Source organism: Microbacterium sp. (assembly GCF_036566905.1).
GTDB lineage: Bacteria > Actinomycetota > Actinomycetes > Actinomycetales > Microbacteriaceae > Microbacterium.
In genome coordinates this window covers 1-16423 of the sequence record NZ_DATCVK010000135.1, presented here as the reverse complement: position 1 = coordinate 16423, position 16423 = coordinate 1, and the positions used below count along the sequence as shown (strand labels likewise).

Annotated in this window: 22 protein-coding genes; 8 read left to right on the top strand and 14 right to left on the bottom strand. The window is 69.7% G+C overall.

Annotated features, from left to right (window positions below; genetic code table 11):
- Positions 1–30: 30 nt before the first annotated feature.
- Complete coding sequence (gene tadA, locus VIP82_RS10570) at positions 31–492, top strand: tRNA adenosine(34) deaminase TadA (RefSeq protein ID WP_331908318.1); 462 nt, start codon at positions 31–33, stop codon at positions 490–492.
- Positions 493–496: 4 nt separating this feature from the next.
- Here tadA and VIP82_RS10565 read toward each other — a convergent pair whose 3' ends face one another.
- From VIP82_RS10565 to VIP82_RS10545, 5 genes are all read right to left on the bottom strand, one after another.
- Entirely contained in the window at positions 497–1420 is a 924-nt protein-coding gene (locus VIP82_RS10565; RefSeq protein ID WP_331908341.1) for an LLM class F420-dependent oxidoreductase, read from the bottom strand.
- Between the two features lie 89 nt (positions 1421–1509).
- Positions 1510–2481 (bottom strand): cation diffusion facilitator family transporter, encoded by a 972-nt coding sequence (locus VIP82_RS10560; RefSeq protein WP_331908316.1) that lies wholly within the window; start codon positions 2479–2481, stop codon positions 1510–1512.
- Between the two features lie 60 nt (positions 2482–2541).
- Positions 2542–3654, bottom strand: a complete 1113-nt coding sequence (locus tag VIP82_RS10555; protein WP_331908314.1) for an alpha/beta fold hydrolase — start codon at positions 3652–3654, stop codon at positions 2542–2544.
- A gap of 151 nt (positions 3655–3805) precedes the next feature.
- Positions 3806–4480: an SRPBCC domain-containing protein gene (locus VIP82_RS10550; protein ID WP_331908312.1), complete on the bottom strand. Its 675-nt coding sequence runs from the start codon at positions 4478–4480 to the stop codon at positions 3806–3808.
- Between the two features lies 1 nt (position 4481).
- On the bottom strand, positions 4482–4877 hold the full coding sequence (locus tag VIP82_RS10545; protein WP_331908310.1) for an ArsR/SmtB family transcription factor: 396 nt from the start codon (positions 4875–4877) through the stop codon (positions 4482–4484).
- Positions 4878–4960: 83 nt separating this feature from the next.
- Here VIP82_RS10545 and proC point away from each other — a divergent pair, with 83 nt between their 5' ends.
- Positions 4961–5806 (top strand): pyrroline-5-carboxylate reductase, encoded by an 846-nt coding sequence (proC, locus tag VIP82_RS10540; protein ID WP_331908308.1) that lies wholly within the window; start codon positions 4961–4963, stop codon positions 5804–5806.
- Positions 5807–5816: 10 nt separating this feature from the next.
- Here proC and VIP82_RS10535 read toward each other — a convergent pair whose 3' ends face one another.
- From VIP82_RS10535 to VIP82_RS10525, 3 genes are read right to left on the bottom strand one after another with little or no spacing between them, the layout of a single operon-like run.
- Positions 5817–6209, bottom strand: a complete 393-nt coding sequence (locus tag VIP82_RS10535) for a nuclear transport factor 2 family protein (protein ID WP_331908306.1) — start codon at positions 6207–6209, stop codon at positions 5817–5819.
- A 45-nt stretch (positions 6210–6254) separates the two neighbouring features.
- Positions 6255–6926, bottom strand: a complete 672-nt coding sequence (locus VIP82_RS10530) for a potassium channel family protein (protein WP_331908304.1) — start codon at positions 6924–6926, stop codon at positions 6255–6257.
- Positions 6919–8331: a TrkH family potassium uptake protein gene (locus VIP82_RS10525; protein ID WP_414684657.1), complete on the bottom strand. Its 1413-nt coding sequence runs from the start codon at positions 8329–8331 to the stop codon at positions 6919–6921. Before VIP82_RS10525 ends, VIP82_RS10530 begins: the two co-directional genes overlap by 8 nt.
- A 145-nt stretch (positions 8332–8476) precedes the next feature.
- Here VIP82_RS10525 and VIP82_RS10520 point away from each other — a divergent pair, with 145 nt between their 5' ends.
- Complete coding sequence (locus VIP82_RS10520) at positions 8477–8887, top strand: ArsR/SmtB family transcription factor (RefSeq protein WP_331908302.1); 411 nt, start codon at positions 8477–8479, stop codon at positions 8885–8887.
- Positions 8888–8944: 57 nt separating this feature from the next.
- On the opposite strand, the gene VIP82_RS10515 is transcribed toward VIP82_RS10520, so the two are convergent.
- Together VIP82_RS10515 and VIP82_RS10510 are read right to left on the bottom strand one after the other, a co-directional pair.
- A complete protein-coding gene (locus VIP82_RS10515; protein ID WP_331908300.1) occupies positions 8945–9742 on the bottom strand; it encodes an ABC transporter permease in 798 nt (265 codons plus the stop codon).
- Positions 9739–10680 carry an efflux ABC transporter ATPase subunit, DrrA-related gene (locus tag VIP82_RS10510; RefSeq protein ID WP_331908298.1) on the bottom strand — a complete coding sequence of 314 codons (942 nt, stop codon included), beginning with the start codon at positions 10678–10680 and terminating at the stop codon, positions 9739–9741. Before VIP82_RS10510 ends, VIP82_RS10515 begins: the two co-directional genes overlap by 4 nt.
- Positions 10681–10785: 105 nt before the next feature.
- On the opposite strand from VIP82_RS10510, the gene VIP82_RS10505 reads away from it, so the two are divergent.
- Both VIP82_RS10505 and VIP82_RS10500 read left to right on the top strand, forming a co-directional pair.
- Complete coding sequence (locus VIP82_RS10505; RefSeq protein WP_331908296.1) at positions 10786–11715, top strand: TetR/AcrR family transcriptional regulator; 930 nt, start codon at positions 10786–10788, stop codon at positions 11713–11715.
- A 110-nt stretch (positions 11716–11825) separates the two neighbouring features.
- Positions 11826–12017, top strand: coding sequence for a helix-turn-helix domain-containing protein (locus tag VIP82_RS10500; protein ID WP_163618319.1), 192 nt, complete (start codon positions 11826–11828; stop codon positions 12015–12017).
- A 10-nt stretch (positions 12018–12027) separates the two neighbouring features.
- Here VIP82_RS10500 and VIP82_RS10495 read toward each other — a convergent pair whose 3' ends face one another.
- Positions 12028–12507, bottom strand: a complete 480-nt coding sequence (locus VIP82_RS10495; protein ID WP_331908294.1) for a hypothetical protein — start codon at positions 12505–12507, stop codon at positions 12028–12030.
- Positions 12508–12697: 190 nt separating this feature from the next.
- Here VIP82_RS10495 and VIP82_RS10490 point away from each other — a divergent pair, with 190 nt between their 5' ends.
- The 3 genes from VIP82_RS10490 (at position 12698) to VIP82_RS10480 (ending at position 13443) form a co-directional block, all read left to right on the top strand.
- The gene (locus tag VIP82_RS10490) at positions 12698–12796 is read left to right on the top strand and encodes a 30S ribosomal protein bS22 (RefSeq protein ID WP_003792170.1); all 99 of its coding nucleotides are present in this window, start codon (positions 12698–12700) and stop codon (positions 12794–12796) included.
- 88 nt (positions 12797–12884) lie between these two features.
- The gene (locus tag VIP82_RS10485) at positions 12885–13178 is read left to right on the top strand and encodes a rhodanese-like domain-containing protein (protein WP_331908292.1); all 294 of its coding nucleotides are present in this window, start codon (positions 12885–12887) and stop codon (positions 13176–13178) included.
- Between the two features lie 13 nt (positions 13179–13191).
- Positions 13192–13443 carry a glutaredoxin family protein gene (locus tag VIP82_RS10480; RefSeq protein ID WP_331908290.1) on the top strand — a complete coding sequence of 84 codons (252 nt, stop codon included), beginning with the start codon at positions 13192–13194 and terminating at the stop codon, positions 13441–13443.
- Positions 13444–13683: 240 nt separating this feature from the next.
- Here the strand turns inward: VIP82_RS10480 and VIP82_RS10475 are convergent, their stop codons facing one another.
- The 3 genes from VIP82_RS10475 to VIP82_RS10465 all read right to left on the bottom strand — a co-directional run.
- Positions 13684–14505 carry a tyrosine-protein phosphatase gene (locus VIP82_RS10475; protein ID WP_331908288.1) on the bottom strand — a complete coding sequence of 274 codons (822 nt, stop codon included), beginning with the start codon at positions 14503–14505 and terminating at the stop codon, positions 13684–13686.
- Positions 14506–14545: 40 nt separating this feature from the next.
- Positions 14546–15886 (bottom strand): aspartate--tRNA(Asn) ligase, encoded by a 1341-nt coding sequence (aspS, locus tag VIP82_RS10470; protein ID WP_331908286.1) that lies wholly within the window; start codon positions 15884–15886, stop codon positions 14546–14548.
- Positions 15887–15940: 54 nt separating this feature from the next.
- On the bottom strand, positions 15941–16423 hold a 483-nt coding region (locus tag VIP82_RS10465; RefSeq protein WP_333783820.1), incomplete at its 5' end, for a glycoside hydrolase family 95-like protein.

The window sequence follows — 16423 nt, the reverse complement described above, 5'->3', positions numbered from 1 at the left end:
GGGTTCGGTGCGGACGGCTACGCTCGTGCTGTGCAGCCCGCTTCCACCGACCTCGCCGCCATGGATCGCGCGCTCGCGCTCGCCGCCGCGGCGGGCGAAGCGGGCGATGTGCCCGTGGGGGCGGTGGTGACGGATGCCGAAGGCGCGGTGATCGCCGAAGGCCTCAACCTTCGCGAGCTCGAGCACGACCCCACCGCGCATGCGGAGGTGGTGGCGCTGCGGGCGGCGGCCGCGGCCCGCGGCTCTTGGAACCTCGAGGGCTGCACGCTCGTGGTCACCCTCGAGCCCTGCGTGATGTGCGCGGGCGCCGTGCTCCAGTCACGCATCTCACGGTTGGTCTTCGGCGCGTGGGACGAGAAGGCCGGCGCCGCGGGCTCGGTGTACGACGTCGTCCGCGACCGGCGTCTGCCGTATCGCGCCGAGGTCGTCGCCGGGGTGCGCGAGGATGCGGCATCCGCTCTCTTGCGCGCCTTCTTCGACGCGCGGCGCTGAGCCGTCAGCGGGGGAGATCGGCCAGTACTTCGCCCAGATACTCGACGTGCGAGACGTCCTGCAGATCAAGCAGCTGGAAGTACACGCGCTCGATGCCGAACGACCGGTAGAGCGCGATGCGCTCGCCGATCTCGGCGGCGTCGCCCACGATGTTCGTGCCGTCCCGCACGTCGGCGACCGTCTTGCCGATCCGCCCGGCACGGCGGGCGACCTCGGCGTCGTCCCGGCCGGCGACGGTGGACATCGCGATCGAGAGGCGCACGGTCGCAGGGTCGCGGCCGATGCGGTCGCAGGCGGCGCGCAGGTTGTCGATGCGCTCCGGGATCTGGTGGTCTTCCGGGAAGCCGATGTTGTACTCGCGGGCGAAGCGGGCGACGAGGTCGGGGGTGCGCCGCGGACCGCCGCCGCCGATGATCACGGGGACGGGCTGCTGCAGCGGTTTGGGCAGACCGGGCGCCTCGACCAGCTGGTAGTTCGTGCCGCTGAAGCTGTAGGTCTCGCCATCGGGCGTGGCCCATAGGCCGGTCACGATCTCGAGCTGCTCTTCGAGGAGATCGAACCGCTTGGCCGGGAACGGGATGCCGTAGGCCCGGTGCTCGCGCTCGAACCACCCGGCTCCGAGTCCCAGCTCGACGCGTCCCCCCGACATCGCGTCGACCTGGGCGACCTGGATCGCCAGCGAGCCGGGGTGACGGAAGGTGACGGGGGAGACGAGGGTGCCGATGCGGATCCGGGAGGTCTCGCGGGCGAGCCCCGCCAGCGTCGTCCAGGCGTCGGTCGGTCCCGGCAGACCGTCGCCCATCCCGCTCAGGTAGTGGTCAGACCGGAAGTAGCCGGTGAAGCCGAGGCGCTCCGCCGTCTGGGCGTAGGCGAGCTCGTCGTCGTAGGTGGCACCGAGGTGGGGCTCGGTGAAGATGCAGTATTCGATGATCGTTCCCTGTGTCTGGCTCTGGGTCGCGCGTCAGGTCGATGGCGCCCAGCGACCCCGGTGGCTGAGGCCGACGGAGCGGCGGAGACTCAGTCGGCCGACTTGATGACGAACTCGGATGTCGGGGGCGCCGGGTCCTCGCCGGGGCGATAGATGTCGGGCTCCACGTAGATCACCCGTGCCGCGGGCACCGCGGCGCGCACACGCGCTTCGACGCGGTCGATGTCGGCCGCGACTTGGGCGAGCGGCGCGTCGGCGGCGAAGCCGAGCTTCGCGGCCACGAGGAGCTCGTCGGGACCGAGGTAGAGCGTCTTGATGTGGATGAGCTTCTCGACCTCGGGTCCGGCGGTGATGGCGGCGACGATGCGCTGGTGATCGGCCTCCGTGGCGCCCTCGCCGACGAGCAGGCTCTTCGTCTCGATGCCGAGGACGATCGCGATGACGATGAGCAGCGTGCCGATCATGAGCGTGCCGAGGGCATCGAAGACCGGGTTGCCGGTGATCACGGTGAGGCCGACGCCGAAGAGCGCGAACACCAGGCCGATGAGCGCACCGACGTCTTCGAGCAGGACGACGGGAAGCTCCGGCGCCTTCGCGTGGCGGACGAAGGACACCCACGACTGGTCGCGGCTGCGCACGTGGTTGCTCTCACGGACGGCGGTGCGCAGCGAGAACGACTCGAGGGCGATGGCGACGACCAGCACGACGATGGGCAGCCACCACCACTTCTCGTCGAGCCCATGCGGGTGGGTGAGCTTCTCGACCCCCTCGTAGATGGCGAACAGTCCGCCGACCGAGAACAGGATGATCGACACGACGAACGCGTAGACGTATCGCTCGCGTCCGTAGCCGAAGGGGTGATCGCGGTCGGCCATCTTCTTGGCTTTGCGACCGCCGAGCATCAGCAGCAGCTGGTTGCCCGAGTCGGCGACCGAGTGGATCGCCTCGGCGAGCATCGAGGCCGAGCCCGAAAGGAACCATGCGATGAACTTCGCTACGGCGATGCCCATGTTCGCCAGGAACGCCGCGAGGATCGCCTTGCCGCCACCGGAAGCACTCATGCCGACGAGTCTACGGATGCCGAGCCCGCCGCTCGCGCGCCGGACGCGCGTCCGGCGGTGTCAGTCGGAGGAGCGGAGGATGATCGCCTCGGTCGGCGGCGCCGGATCGTGACGGTGTCCGACGTAGCCGATGATCTCGAGCAGTGCCTGGCGGAACTCGGCCGGCCGCTCCAGGTGCGGCGAGTGCCCGGTGCCTTCGAGGCTCACCTCGGTGACCTCGCCGCCGGCGGCGGCATAGCGATCGAGGACGTCGCGCGTCTGCGAGACCATCTCCTGCGCCGGCGCGACCTCGTCGCCCGGCCAGCCGGGCACGATCCCGAGCTTGCCGAGGTTGTTGAAGTCGTAGAACGAGGCGTCCGACACGATCGCGTCTGCGGTGCCGTGGATCCACAGGATCGGCGGCTTGACGGCGAGATCGACGATGCCCGACACGTCGAAGTGCGCCGGTGTCATCGTGTTGAGCACTCCGAGCCCGCCCGCGCCGAAGCCGGGCCAATTCTCGCTCGTGACGGCGTCGCCGGGGTAGTTGCCGGTGGCGGTGGAGGTCGTGAGCATCGACTCGACCCACACGTCCTCGTGGGCGCTCTCGTACCCGGCCGCGACATAGCCGGAGCGGAACACGCTCCGCGGCGAGGTCGGCGCGTCCGCCGTCGTGTCGTGGTCGATCAGGCGCTGCACGAAGTCCGGGTTCGCGCCGCCGCCGCCGCACCCGGCGTCGTCATCGGTGAGCCGGGAGCCGTCGCGGCGCGTGCCGCCGAAGCCGTACGGCGACACGGTGGCCTGCAGGGTGAGGCTCAGGACGGGGTGGTCGAGCGCGTACTGCATGATCACGCCGCCGCCCATCGACCAGCCGACGAGGTGGGTGGTCGGGATGCCGAGCGCCTGGAGCGTGGCATGTACGTCGTCGCTGAAGTCCCGCACGCCGCGGGTCGCGTCGATCGGCGCGTGCTCGGTGCCGCCGAACCCGCGCAGGTCGATCGCGATCACCCGCAGGTCGGTCGGGAGATCGAGCATCAGCTCCTGCCAGAACAGCGCCGACGAGACGTTGCCGTGGATGAGCACCACGGTGCGCTCCGGCGGCGTGGCGGGATCGTCGCCCTCGCGCTCCAGCACGTTGACGGTGAGTCCGGGCGTCTCCACGCTGCGCGCGGTGATGCCGTCGAAGAGCGTCATGTCGGAAGCCTCCCACGTCGTGGCGGGGGCCCCTGCGTCCCCGCACTCCCGAGGATAGACCGGCCCGAGGCGCCGTGAATGGACTCTCACGTCGCGCCCGCCGAGGGCGGCGGCATCCGCCCGCCCCCGGCGCATGCGGAATGCTCGGCACTCACTCCTCGGCGGCGGCCGTGGTCGGCTCCCCGGTGTAGAACGCGTAGGTGTTGTCGGCGGCCCGTGCGGCTGCCGCAGGGTCGGCGCCGTCGGCGGCGTGGGCGGCGCCCCAGGCATCGGCGGCACCGCGGTAGAAGGCCCTGCCCTCGTCGGTGAACGCCCACGCCTCGGCCTCTCCGGGCGACGGTCCGTCGCCTCCGGTCAGGTGGAGGCCGAGGCCCAACAGGCCGCCGTCCCAGCCGACCCCCGTCGCGCCGGGACCGTAGACGTCCCAGAACTCCGCAGGCACATCGTCGGTGCGGGCGACGTGCTCGAGTTCGAACCGTGTCGCATCATCGCCCTCGGCGGTCAGCCTCACGGTGAGCCAGGTCACGCCGCCGCCGTACTCCCAGGTCGCCGTGAAACGGGCGAAGCCGTCCGCAGGAGGGGCGCACTCCTGGATCTCGCCGCCGGCGTTGCCCTCGATCTGGTACCGGCCGCCGAGCCGGAGATCGCCCGTGATCGGCTGGAACCACCGTGCGATCCGCGCCGCACTCGTGACGGCGTCCCACACATCGTCGATGGGTGACGGATACGTCTGCGCGAGCGTCTGTACGCGCGCCGGGTAGCCGTCGATGTCTTCGCTCGCGATTTCGCGGCTCACCGCGTCGAGCTGGTGCTGTACGTCGACCATGTCATTCCTCCTGGGGGTCGTCGGTCGTGTCGGATTCGTCTGTCGCGGCATCCGGCTCCTGCTCGGCAGCGAGCCGGCGCTGGCGGCGTCCGCGGGCGAGCTCGGTGCCGAGAGCGTCGAGGTGCGGCTGCCAGAAGCGCCGGAACGGGTCGAACCACGCGGCGGCGTTCTCGAGCGGCTCGGGTGCGATGGCGTACAGCCGCCGCACGCCGTCAGGACGCACCGTCGCGAATCCCGATTCCCGCAGCACGCGCAGGTGCTGCGAGACCGCGGGCTGCGAGATGCCGAACTCGCGCTGCACGTCCTCGCCGATCTCGCCGGCGCTGCGCTCGCCCTCCGCCAGGAGTTCGAGGATGCGCCGACGAACTGGGTCGCCGAGGATGTCGAGTGCGTGCACAATGGTGATATTTGCGTGCTTGCTTATATAAGTCAAGTGTTAAATCAGCGAGTCGATGTGCTCAGCGCTCGTAGGATGACGCCATGCCTGCTGACGTCACCGCCCTTCCGCCCATCGCGATCCTCGGCGCCGGCTCGATGGGTGGTGCGATCGCGCGCGGCCTCTCTCGCTCCGGCCTCGCCGGCGGGGGAGTGACGACCACGAACCGCTCGCGTGCGAAGGCCGCCGAGCTCGACGGGCTCGACGGCGTGACCAGTGTGGCGCTGGAGACGAGCCCGACCGGGAACACGGATGCCGCAGCCGCCGCCGACGTCGTGCTCGTGGGGGTGAAGCCCGCGATGGTCCCCGATCTGCTCCGGGAGATCGCTCCGTCGCTGCGGCCCGGAGTGATCGTCGTGAGCCTCGCCGCGGGGGTCACGATCGCGACGTTCGAGCAGATCCTCGGCGACCGCGTCGCGGTTCTGCGGTCGATGCCGAACACGCCCGCCCTCGTGGGTCGCGGCGTCACCGGCCTCGCGGCCGGGTCGCAGGCGGGCGAGGATGCCGTCGCCACCGTCCGGCGGCTCTTCGAGACCGTCGGCACCGTCGTCGAGGTGCCCGAGACGCAGATCGATGCGCTGTCGACGATCTCGGGTTCGGGTCCCGCTTACTTCTTCCTGCTCGTGGAGGAGTTCACGAAGGCCGCCGTGGGCAAGGGGTTCTCGCAGGCGGAGTCGCGCGTGATGGCGGAGCAGACGTTCATCGGCGCCGCCGCGCTGCTTGAGGCGTCCGAGGACGACCCGGCGGAGCTGCGTCGACGCGTCACCAGCCCGAAGGGCACGACGGAGCGCGCGATCGCGGTGCTGCAGGAGGCGAAGCTCGACGACGTGTTCGCCGTCGCGACGGACGCGGCGCTCGCACGCGCGAAGGAGCTCGCCCAGGGCGTGTGAGCGCGGCGGGTCAGTCCTTCGGCTGCTTCATGTACCACTCGGTGAACGCCCGGGCCCGCCCATCCCCATCGAGGTCGATCACCCACAGGTTGCGGTAGACGCGGCCGTCGGGCAGTTCGTCGTTGGGGGCGTAGTCCGTTCGCGCGTCCACGAAGACCCGGTCACCGTCGACGCCCGCGATCTCCCACTCGAACTCGTATGTGCCGGGCTCGTCGCGCGCCTCGAGCCAGCCGGCGACGATGGCCTCGGCCCCGGCCCACGGTTCACCCCAGGGCTGGGTGAAGTACGCGGCGTCGTCAGTGAAGAGGGCCCGGATGTCGTCGGGCTCGTTCGTCTTCCATGCGTTCTCGTACGCCTCGACCCATCGCCGGGCCGCGGCATCCGTCGTGTTCCGCTCTGTCATGCCGCGAGTATGCCGCGGGGCGGGGACATGCGACAGAGGGACGCGTCAGCGCTCGAGCGAGGCGAAGCGCTCGATGTCGGAGTTGGTGCCCGAGACGATGATGAGGTCGTGGTTGGTGACCACGGTGTTCGCCTCCGCGTAGCGGAAAGGCTTGCCCGGGCTCTTCACTCCCACCACGGTGACGTTGTACTTGGTGCGCACGCCGGATTCGTTGAGACCGACGCCGCGGATGAACTTCGGCGGGTACAGCTTGGCGAGGGCGAAGTCGTCGTCGAAGCGGATGAAGTCGAGCATGCGGCCGCTGACGAGGTGGGCGACGCGCTCGCCCGCCTCGCGCTCGGGGTAGATGACGTGGTTCGCGCCGACGCGGGCGAGGATCTTGCCGTGCGACTGCGACACCGCCTTCGCCCAGATCTGCGGCACCTTGAGATCGACGAGGTTGGCGGTGATGAGGACGGATGCCTCGATGGACGAGCCGACGGCGACGACCGCGACGGAGAAGTCCTGCGCGCCGATCTGCTTGAGCGAGTCGATGTTCTTGGCATCGGCCTGCACCGTGTGGGTCACGCGCTCCGACCACTTCTGCACGAGGTCGAGATTCTCGTCGATCGCGAGCACCTCGCGATCGAGCCGATCGAGCTCACCCGCGCAGGCGGCGCCGAAGCGGCCGAGTCCGATCACGAGTACGGGCGCATCGCCCCTGATTCGCTCAACCAACGATCGGCCTTTCCACGGGCAGCGAGTACAGCTGCGAACGGGATGACGCGGCCACGGCCGCGGCGAGAGTCACTGTACCAACGCGGCCCATGACGATCGTGATCGCCAGCACATACACAGCCGGATCCGGGAGCGTCTCGGTGAGCCCGGTCGACAACCCGACCGTCGCGAAGCCCGAGATGACGTCGAAGAGAACGTCGCCGAGGTCGGCTTTGGTGATCTGGGTGATGATGATCGTCGACAGCGCGACGATCGTGGATCCCCACGCCACGACCGACAGCGCGACGCGCAGGACGTCGCTCGGGATGCGGCGGCCGAACACCTGGTTGGACGCACGCCCCTTCGCCTCGGACACGACGGCGAGCGCGATGACCGCCAGCGTCGTGACCTTGATGCCGCCGGCCGTCGACGCCGAGCCGCCCCCGACGAACATGAGCATGCACGCGACCAGCAGGCTCGACTGGTTCAGCTGTCCGATGTCGAGGATGGCGAAGCCGCCGGATCTCGTCATCGCCGAGAGGAAGAACGCTTGGAACGTCGTGTCCCATGCGTCCTTCGTGCCCAGCGTCAGGAGGTTGTCGTACTCGAGGACGAGGAAGACCACGCCGCCCAGGAAGAACAGCATCACCGTGGTGATGAGGGTGAGCTTGGCGTGCAGCGACCACCGACGCACCCTCCATCGCTGCCGCAGGAGGGTGTAGATGACGGGGAAGCCGATCGACCCGAGGAACACGCCGGCCATGAGCACCGTCAGGAAGAAGTAGTCGTGACGGAAGGGCTCGAGGCCATCGGCGTTCGGGGTGAACCCGGTGTTCGTGAAGGACATCGCCGCGTAGAAGGGCGCCTCCCACAGTGCGACGTTCCAGGGCACGCCCGCGATCAGCAGGCCCGGATAGAGGAGGATCGCGAGGATCACCTCGATCACGAGGGTCGACAGCGCCACCGTCGCGAGCAGGCTTCCGATCTGGCCGAGCTGCACGGTCTGGCCTTCGTTGACGGGCCCGCCGTGCGTGCGGAGCGGATTCGAGTCGCTCGCCGCGATGAGCTTCGCGCGCAGCCCCAGGCGGCGCGAGATCACGAGGCCGAGAATGGACGCCAGCGTCAGCACACCCAGGGCACCGATCTGGACGCCGATGAAGACCAGCACATGACCGAACGGCGACCAGTACGTCGCCATGTCGACGGTCGCGAGGCCCGTCACGCAGATCGTCGAGACCGCCGTGAAGAACGCGTCCGCGAAGGGCGTGACCTGGCCGCTCGCCGAGGCGACCGGCAGTGAGAAGAGACCCGTGAAAAGCAGGATCAGCGAAAGGAAGATGATGATCGCGAAGCGGGCGGGGGAGCGTTGCGTCAGGTCGCGGAAGAACTCCATGAACGCGTGACCGAGCGTACGCAGGCGGCCCATGCCCGTGACGGGGGCGGCGCGCCTGCCATCCGTCATACGGGTCCTCCTGGTGCGTACGGGCTTCGTGAACCCAGCACCTGTGATTCGGTTGGGGGGCCGGTTGTTGCTCATGGTACTCCGCGGGGCTCCCGACTAATCTGAGCACATGGCGGACATCTTCGACGTGATCGCGGACGGAACACGTCGCGACATCCTGCGACTGCTGCTCGATCGATCATCCGCCGGAGAACGCGGTACCAGCGTGTCGCACATCGTCACAGAGCTCGGCGCCAGCCAGCCGACGGTCTCGAAGCACCTCAAGGTGCTGCGGGACGCGCATCTGGTCTCGGTGCGCGAGGAGGGGCAGCACCGCTACTACAGCCTCTCGGCCGCGCCGCTGGACGAGGTGGACGACTGGCTCGTGCCGTTCCTCGACGGCGACGGCGGCGAGGCCGGCGAAGGGCTCGCCGTGGCGTTGCCCGACTCAGCCGCCCATGCGGCCGAGGTCGTCGGGCGGGCCGCAGCTTCGGCCAAGCACGCCTTCGAGAACGCCTTCAAGCGCCTGCCCGGACGCTGACGGCACCACCCGGCATCGCGCCGGCGACGCGGCCACGACCCCGCGCAGCGCGCTGCGTCAGCGGCGCCCGGCCTTCCGCCGGAACAGCCAGGCTCCCCAGACGAACGAGACCGCGAGGATCGCCGCGCACCAGCCGACGGCCCACCATGCGGCATCGCCCATCGGCGTTCCCATCAAGAGGCTCCGCAGCGCCTCGATGATCGGGGTCACCGGCTGGTTCTCCGCCACCCACTGCAGCCACTCGGGCATCGTCGAGACCGGCACGAATGCGCTCGACAGGTACGGCAGGAACAGGATGATGAACCCGTAGCTGCTCGCCGCTTCGGGGCTGCCGGCGGCGAGGCCGATCGCCGCGAAGAGGTACGTGATCGCGAGGATGTACAGCGCGATCAGGGCGATGGCGCCGATCCATCCCCACACGTCGGCGGTCGGGCGGAACCCGACGAGGAGTGCCACGCCGATCACGACGGCGGTGGCCAGGAGGTTGCGCAGCAGACTCGCGACGACGTGGCCGGTGAGCACGGCGCTGGCGCGCAGCGGCATCGTCCGGAAGCGGTCGATGATCCCGGCCTTCATGTCGTTCGCGACATACACCGCGGTGGATGCCGCGCCGAAGCCGGCGCACAGCAGGATGATCCCGGGGACGACGTAGTTCACATATCCGCCGGACGGATCGATCGCGCCGCCGAACACGTACGTGAACAGCACCATCAGCAGGACCGGCAGCATGATCGCCATGAGGAGCGACTCGCCGTCGCGCAGCGAATGAAGGAGGCTGCGGCTGACGAACACGCTCTCGGCGGTGAGGCCCGAGATGCGGGGGCGCAGCGCGGGGGCGGGGGCGAGCGTGGTCATGCGAGCTCCTTGGCGGTGTCGGGTGCGGTGGCTGCGCGGGTGTGAGCGCGCTCGCCGTGGCCGTCGGGCGAGGTGAGGGCGAGGAAGACGTCGTCGAGGCTCGGTCGCCGCAGCGTCACGACGCCCTCGGCTCCCGACTCGTCGAGGACGTCGAGCGCGCGCCGGAGTCCCGAGACGGAGCCGTCGGTCGGCACCTCGCGCAGAAGCGCGCCGTGGACGTCGTGCAGCTCCACGGCGTCGCCGCCGATGCGCCCCTTGAGGTCGGCGGCGGTCCCGGTGGCGACGATGCGCCCGCCGTCGAGCACGGCGATGCAGTCGGCGAGGTGGTCGGCCTCCTCGAGGTACTGCGTGGTGAGGAAGACGGTGGTCCCTGCGTCGGCGAGGGAGCGGATGACATCCCACAGCTCCCGACGACTGCGGGTGTCGAGGCCGGTCGTCGGCTCGTCGAGGAAGAGCACCTCGGGGGCGACGACGAAGCTGAGCGCCAGGTCGAGGCGTCGTCGCATGCCACCCGAGTAGGTGCCGACGCGGCGGGCTGCGGCATCCGTCATCCCGAAGCGTTCGAGCAGCTCGGCGGCGCGCGCACGGGCGGCACGCCGTGACAGCCCCGACAGGCGGCCCAGCATGACGACGTTCTCGGTCCCCGTGAGCGCGTCGTCGACGGCCGCGGACTGCCCGGTGAGGCTGATGCGGCGCTTGACCTGCTCGGGGTCGCGCGCGACATCGATGCCCGCGACAGTAGCGGTGCCCGCGTCGGGCCGGACGAGTGTGGTCAGCACGTTGATGGTCGTGGTCTTGCCGGCGCCGTTCGGGCCGAGGAGGGCGAAGACCTCGCCGCGGGCGACCTGAAGGTCGAGACCGTCGAGCACCTGTCGGTGCCCGAAGGTCTTGGCGAGGCCCTTGATGGCGATGACCGGTGGAGCGGTGCGATCGGGCATGGGACATCCTTCCCAGGATTCGTGTACGGCAGAAACTGTTTACAGCGATAACTGTTTATGACGGTAACACACTGTTTATGAGATAAACAGACCTAGACTGACGCCATGACCGATGCGATCGAGCCCGAGCTTCCGCGAGGCATCGCCCTCGCGTGGGGAGTGGCCGCCAACCCGCAGCGCGGCCCCAAGCGGGAGATGAGCGTCGAGCGCATCGTCGAGGCGGCGATCGAGATCGCGGATGCCGAGGGCCTGGGTGCGGTCTCCATGGCCGCCGTCGCCGCCCGCCTCGGCTTCACTCCCATGTCGCTGTACCGCTACGTCACCGCGAAGGAGGACCTCATCCTGCTCATGCAGGAGGAGGCGACAGGCGTTCCATCGGAGGCGACGCGGACTGCCGGCGGCTGGCGTGAGCGACTCGAAGCGCTGTACCGCGAGCAGCTGCAGCACTACCTGACGCACCCCTGGGTGCTCGACATCCCGATCTCAGGGGTCCCGGCGACCCCCAACAGCGCTGCCTGGATGGATGCCGGACTGAGCGCGCTCGCCGACACCGCGCTGTCGTACTCGGAGCGGCTGGCCGTCATGCTGCTCGTCACCGGCACCTCTCACTGGGCCGGGTCGATCCTCGCAGGGTACGCACGCGTGCAGCGCGAGCAGGGTCTCGACGAGCAGTCCATCGCCCGCAACGAAGACGCGATGTTCCGTGCGCTCATCACCGCGGACGCGTACCCCGAGCTGCGTGCGGCGATCGACGCGGGCGTGTTCCTCGACGAATCGGATCCGTTCTCGTTCGCCCTCGCCCTCGGCCTCGAAGGAGTCAGCGACTACATCGCCGCGGCGGAGGAGGGGCGCCGCGAGGAAGGTCGGCCGTGGGTCGCACTGGATGACGCCGACATCGCCGACGACAAGAAGTTCCGCGAGGCGCGCAAGGCCGTGCGCGAGGCCGAGAAGGTGCTGCGCGCCGCGCACAAGCTCGAGCGGCAGGCGGCGCGCGAGGCGCGCGACCGCAAGGCGCGCCAGCGCACAGAGGCGTGAATCCCGCCGCACAAGCCACAGCGGTCACAGCGGTTCACACAGGCACCGTATTTACACGCCGGTCTCGCCCGTTCTAGAGTGTGTGCAGCACTCCTGGGGAAGGAATCGACATGGCTGAACTGTCCGATGTGCGCTTCCTCACGGTCGCCGAGGTCGCGGAGCTCATGCGCGTGTCGAAGATGACGGTGTACCGGCTGGTGCACTCCGGCGAGCTGCCCGCTGTCCGCTTCGGACGCAGCTACCGGGTCCCCGAGTCCGCCGTCACCGAGGCCCTGCAACGGCCGATCGCCGACGTCGGCTGAGGCCCGCGCGTCACCTCGCGACCCGGGTGTGGCGCATGCGCCAGTTGACGGGCTCCCAGGTCTCGCCGCCGTCGAACGAGAAGTCCTGCTCCCAGACCGGATGAGCATCGTCGGTTCCGAGCCAATGGAACCGCGCGAGGAATGAGCGACCATCGGTCTCGGCCGGGCCGACGAACGTGCCGCGCCCGTTGATGAAGCGTCCGCGCACCGGCTCATCGAGCACGCCGGGGTTCGCCTTCGATGCCCACCAGATGGCCCACTCGTCGGTCGACGGATCGTAGAGCCGAAGTGAGAAGCCCACGAAGCCCGTCCCGTCGGGGAACGTGCCACGCGTCTCGTCGACGGTGCCGAGCCCGTCCAGGATCGGCATCACGGTGGCGGTCGAGGCGAAGCGCACCCGCGGCCCGGAGGGAGAGGCGAAGGGGTCGATCAGCTTGTCATGCTCGACCTCCCACGTGCCGAGCAGGAAGTCGAAGTCGGATTCAGGCATCTCAAGAGTCTGACGCCGGCCACCGACATCTCGATGGTCGCGATCAGGATCCCGGCCCGGAACGGGTCGAGGCCATCGTGGACACGGACCGAGTCCGACGTCGGCTAGACTGTCCCGAGGCATTTCACGCATCTGCCCGATCCCGGGCGCGCACGAGCCGCGCCCAGACCCCGACATAGTGAGGTTTTCCGTGGGTTCTGTCATCAAGAAGCGCCGCAAGCGCATGGCGAAGAAGAAGCACCGCAAGCTGCTTCGCAAGACTCGCCACCAGCGCCGCAACAAGAAGTAAGCGGCATCCGCACCAAGCGCCTGTCTTCGGACGGGCGCTTCGTGTATGCCTGCTCCGCCCGGCGGAGTCCGCGACCCGAGAGGCCGACATGAAGTCCATCACTGTTCAGCAGCTGCGTGAGCGCGCCGACATCCCGCTCATCGACGTGCGCGAGGTCGGCGAGTTCGCCGCTGGGCACGTGCCCGGAGCGGTCAACATCCCGATGTCGACGATCGGCGGCCGGCTCGACGAGCTGCCCGACGGCGCGTTCGACGTCATCTGCGCGGTCGGCGGCCGTTCGGGCCGCGTGGTCGAGGCTCTCGAGGCGCGGGGCTACGACGCCACCAACGTCGACGGCGGCACGAACGAGTGGATCGCCGCCGGCTACCCGGTCGAGGCGTGACGGCAGTGCCGGCGTGACCACCATCACCCTCATCGGCAAGCCCGACTGCCACCTGTGCGACGTCGCCCGCGAGGTCGTCGAGACGGTCGTGGCCGAGCTGCCCGAGGACGCCGTCGACATCGAGGAGCTCTCGATCGCCGAAGACCCCGCACTCTACGCGCAGTGGTGGGAGAAGATCCCGGTGGTGCTCATCGACGGGAAGCTGCACGGCCACTGGCGCGTGTCGCCCGACCGCCTGCGCGCGGCGCTCACCACCCCGCGCTGACCGCGCTCCTCGGTCTCGGCGCCTCGCTCGGCGCTCTCGAGGGATGACCGACGCGTCCTCCAGCGACATCCGTGATCCTCATCTGAGGACCTGAGCCGGAATGAGGGACGACACGCCGGAGGGCGGACCGCAGCTCGGCTCCGGTCCTCAGATGAGGACGATCACGCCCTATCGCTCGGACCGGTCACGTTCCTCGGATGAGGAGCGGCGGGCGACGAAGGCGCGACCGGATGCCGCGGCTCAGCCGGCGAGGCGCGTGCGGAGCGCGCCCAGCTCGGCGTCGGTCAGCCCACCCGACTGCAGGTACGCTGCGGCACCGCCCCGCTCGTCGAGCCACGTCAGCGCCTGCTCGATGGCCGCGGGCGGCGTTCCCGTGACCAGCTCGCGGATCTCGGGAGTCAGCGGCGCCCCCATCTGCTCGATTCCGGCGAGCATGCGGTCGGCCCACGGGCCGGCGAGATTCCGCTCCGAGATCGCGTAGTCGGTGACGACCGCATCCCGCTCCACCCCGACCGCGTCGAGCAGGAGCGCGACGGCGACGCCGGTGCGGTCCTTGCCTGCCGTGCAGTGCACGAGGACCGCCGACGCATCGCCGTCCACAGATGCCGCGTCGGCGTGGTTCTCGCGCAGCTCGGGAGCCGCGACCCGGCGAGCGGCCTCCGCGAAGGAGGTCGCGCCGTGTTCGAGCATCTGGACGTACAGCTCGCCGAGGCGGGGGAGAGCCGCGAGGATCTTCTTCGCCATGCCGGTGTCGATGGGGCCGTCGGTCGTCGCCGCGGCACCGGCCGCGCCGGTCAGCGCGCCCTCGAGCACCGACAGCTCGACGACCTCGACCTCCCGGTCGGCGGGCAGGCGGTCGGGCGCGCTCGCCTGCTCCATCGGCGTGCGGAAATCCGCGACGACGCCGATCGGGCTCGCCGAGAGCGCGGCGACGCCGGCTTCGGTGAGGCTGCTGAGGCCTTCAGAGCGGTAGAGCACACCGGAGCGGACGCTGCCGCCCGCCGCGAGGGGAAGGCCGCCGAGGTCGCGGAAGTTCTGGAGTCCGTCGAGGATGATCGTCACCTTCGAGGATTACCACACTCGCGTGCGCGCGCCGGCGCTATCAGGGCGCCAGGCGCGTCGGGCCGCGGAAGAGATAGGTGACCTCGCGGATCGACGACTCGCCGAGCAGCAGCATCATCACGCGTGCGAGACCCATGCCGAAGCCGCCGTGGGGCGGGGCGCCGTAGCGGAAGAAGTCGAAGTAGAAGTCGAGGTGCTCGGGCTCGAGCCCCTTCTCCTTCGCCTGCTCGATGAGCACGTCGACGCGGTGCTCGCGCTGCGCGCCGGTCGTGATCTCGACACCCTTGAACAGCAGGTCGTAGCTCTTGGTGAGCCCGGTCTCCTCGTTGCGCATGTGGTAGAAAGCGCGGATCTCCGGGTGGTAGTCCGTGATGAACACGAACTGGTGACCGTAGGTCTCCTCGACGTACGCCGAGATCTGCCGCTCGCCCTCCGGGTCGAGGTCGCCGTCGGTGCGGGGGACCTCGTAGCCGCGACTCTTCACGATCTCGAGCGCCTCGGCGAGCGGGATGCGCGGGAACGGCACGGCCGGCACCTGCACTTCGAGGCCGAACAGCTCCTCGATCTCGGCGCCGTGCTTCTCCTTCACCGCGGCGATCGCGGTCGCGAGGAGCTCCTCCTGCATCGCGGCGACGTCCTCGTGCGAGTCGATCCAGCTGATCTCGGCGTCGATCGACGTGAACTCGGTGGCGTGGCGGGACGTGAACGAGGGGTCGGCGCGGAACGCGGGGGCGATCTCGAAGATCTTGCCGAAGCCGGCGACCTGCGCCATCTGCTTGAAGAACTGCGGCGACTGCGCGAGATAGGCGGTCTGGTCGCCGAAGTACTCCAGCGAGAACAGCTCCGCGTTCGACTCGGATGCCGTGGCCATGAGCTTCGGCGAGTGGACCTCGATGTAGTCGCGCTCGATCCAGTAGCTGCGCATGGCGTGCTCGAGGGTGGTCTGCACGCGGAAGATGAGGTTGTTGCGACGCTGGCGGAGGTCGAGGAAGCGCCAGTCCATGCGCTTGTCGGGAGCACTGTCGGCGGCGATCGGCGTCTCAGGGAGCGCGGCGCCCGCGATGTCCAGCGCGCCGATCTTGACCTCGACGCCGCCGAGCTTGACGCGCTCGTCGTGCTTGAGCTCACCCGTCACCGTCAGGAAGGTGCCGGTGGCGAGGTTCGAGATGAGGTCGGTGAGGGCCAGCGCACCGGCATCCTGTTCCGAACCATCCTCGGCGGGCCGGGTCGCCGGGTTGACCAGCTGCACCGCCCCGGTCTCGTCGCGAAGGATGACGAACTGCACCTTCTTCTGGTCGCGGACGGTCTCGACCCATCCGGAGACGGAGACGGGGCCGTCGGCGAGGCCCTTGAGCTGGTTGACGAGAACGCGTTCAGTCACGAGGGACAAGTGTACGTGGGGCTGCGCACCCCGCCTGTCGGCTCCTTCCGGAGGTCATCGACGGCGTGGCAGGTGGACCGTGGTCCCGTCGCTGACGACGACGTCCCGCACAACGCCCCCGAACGACGCACCGGCGCGCAGGCGCACGCGACCGGTGGGGTTCAGCCAGCGCGCCTGGGACAGCATCCGCAGCGTGATCTTGCACCCGGCCTCGTGCCACTGCAGATCGACGACCAGGCCGCCCCGTGCCCGCAGCCCCGACGCCGAGCCCCGCGACCACTCATCGGGCAGCGCGGGGAAGACCGCCAGTTCGCCGACCGAAGAGCCCACGAGCATCGCCGCGACGACGGCGGGCAGCGCACCGGACGCGTCGAGGTTGAAGATGCGCCCGGCGTCGTGCGTCGTCGTCAGGGACGGCTGCCAGTGGTCGAGCGTGAGAGTGCGCACGCACGCCAGAGCCGAGGCGGCGTCGCCGAGCGTCGCGGCGGCGAGGCCCAGCTGCGCGAGCCCGAACGCCATCTCGCCGCGACCCGGCGG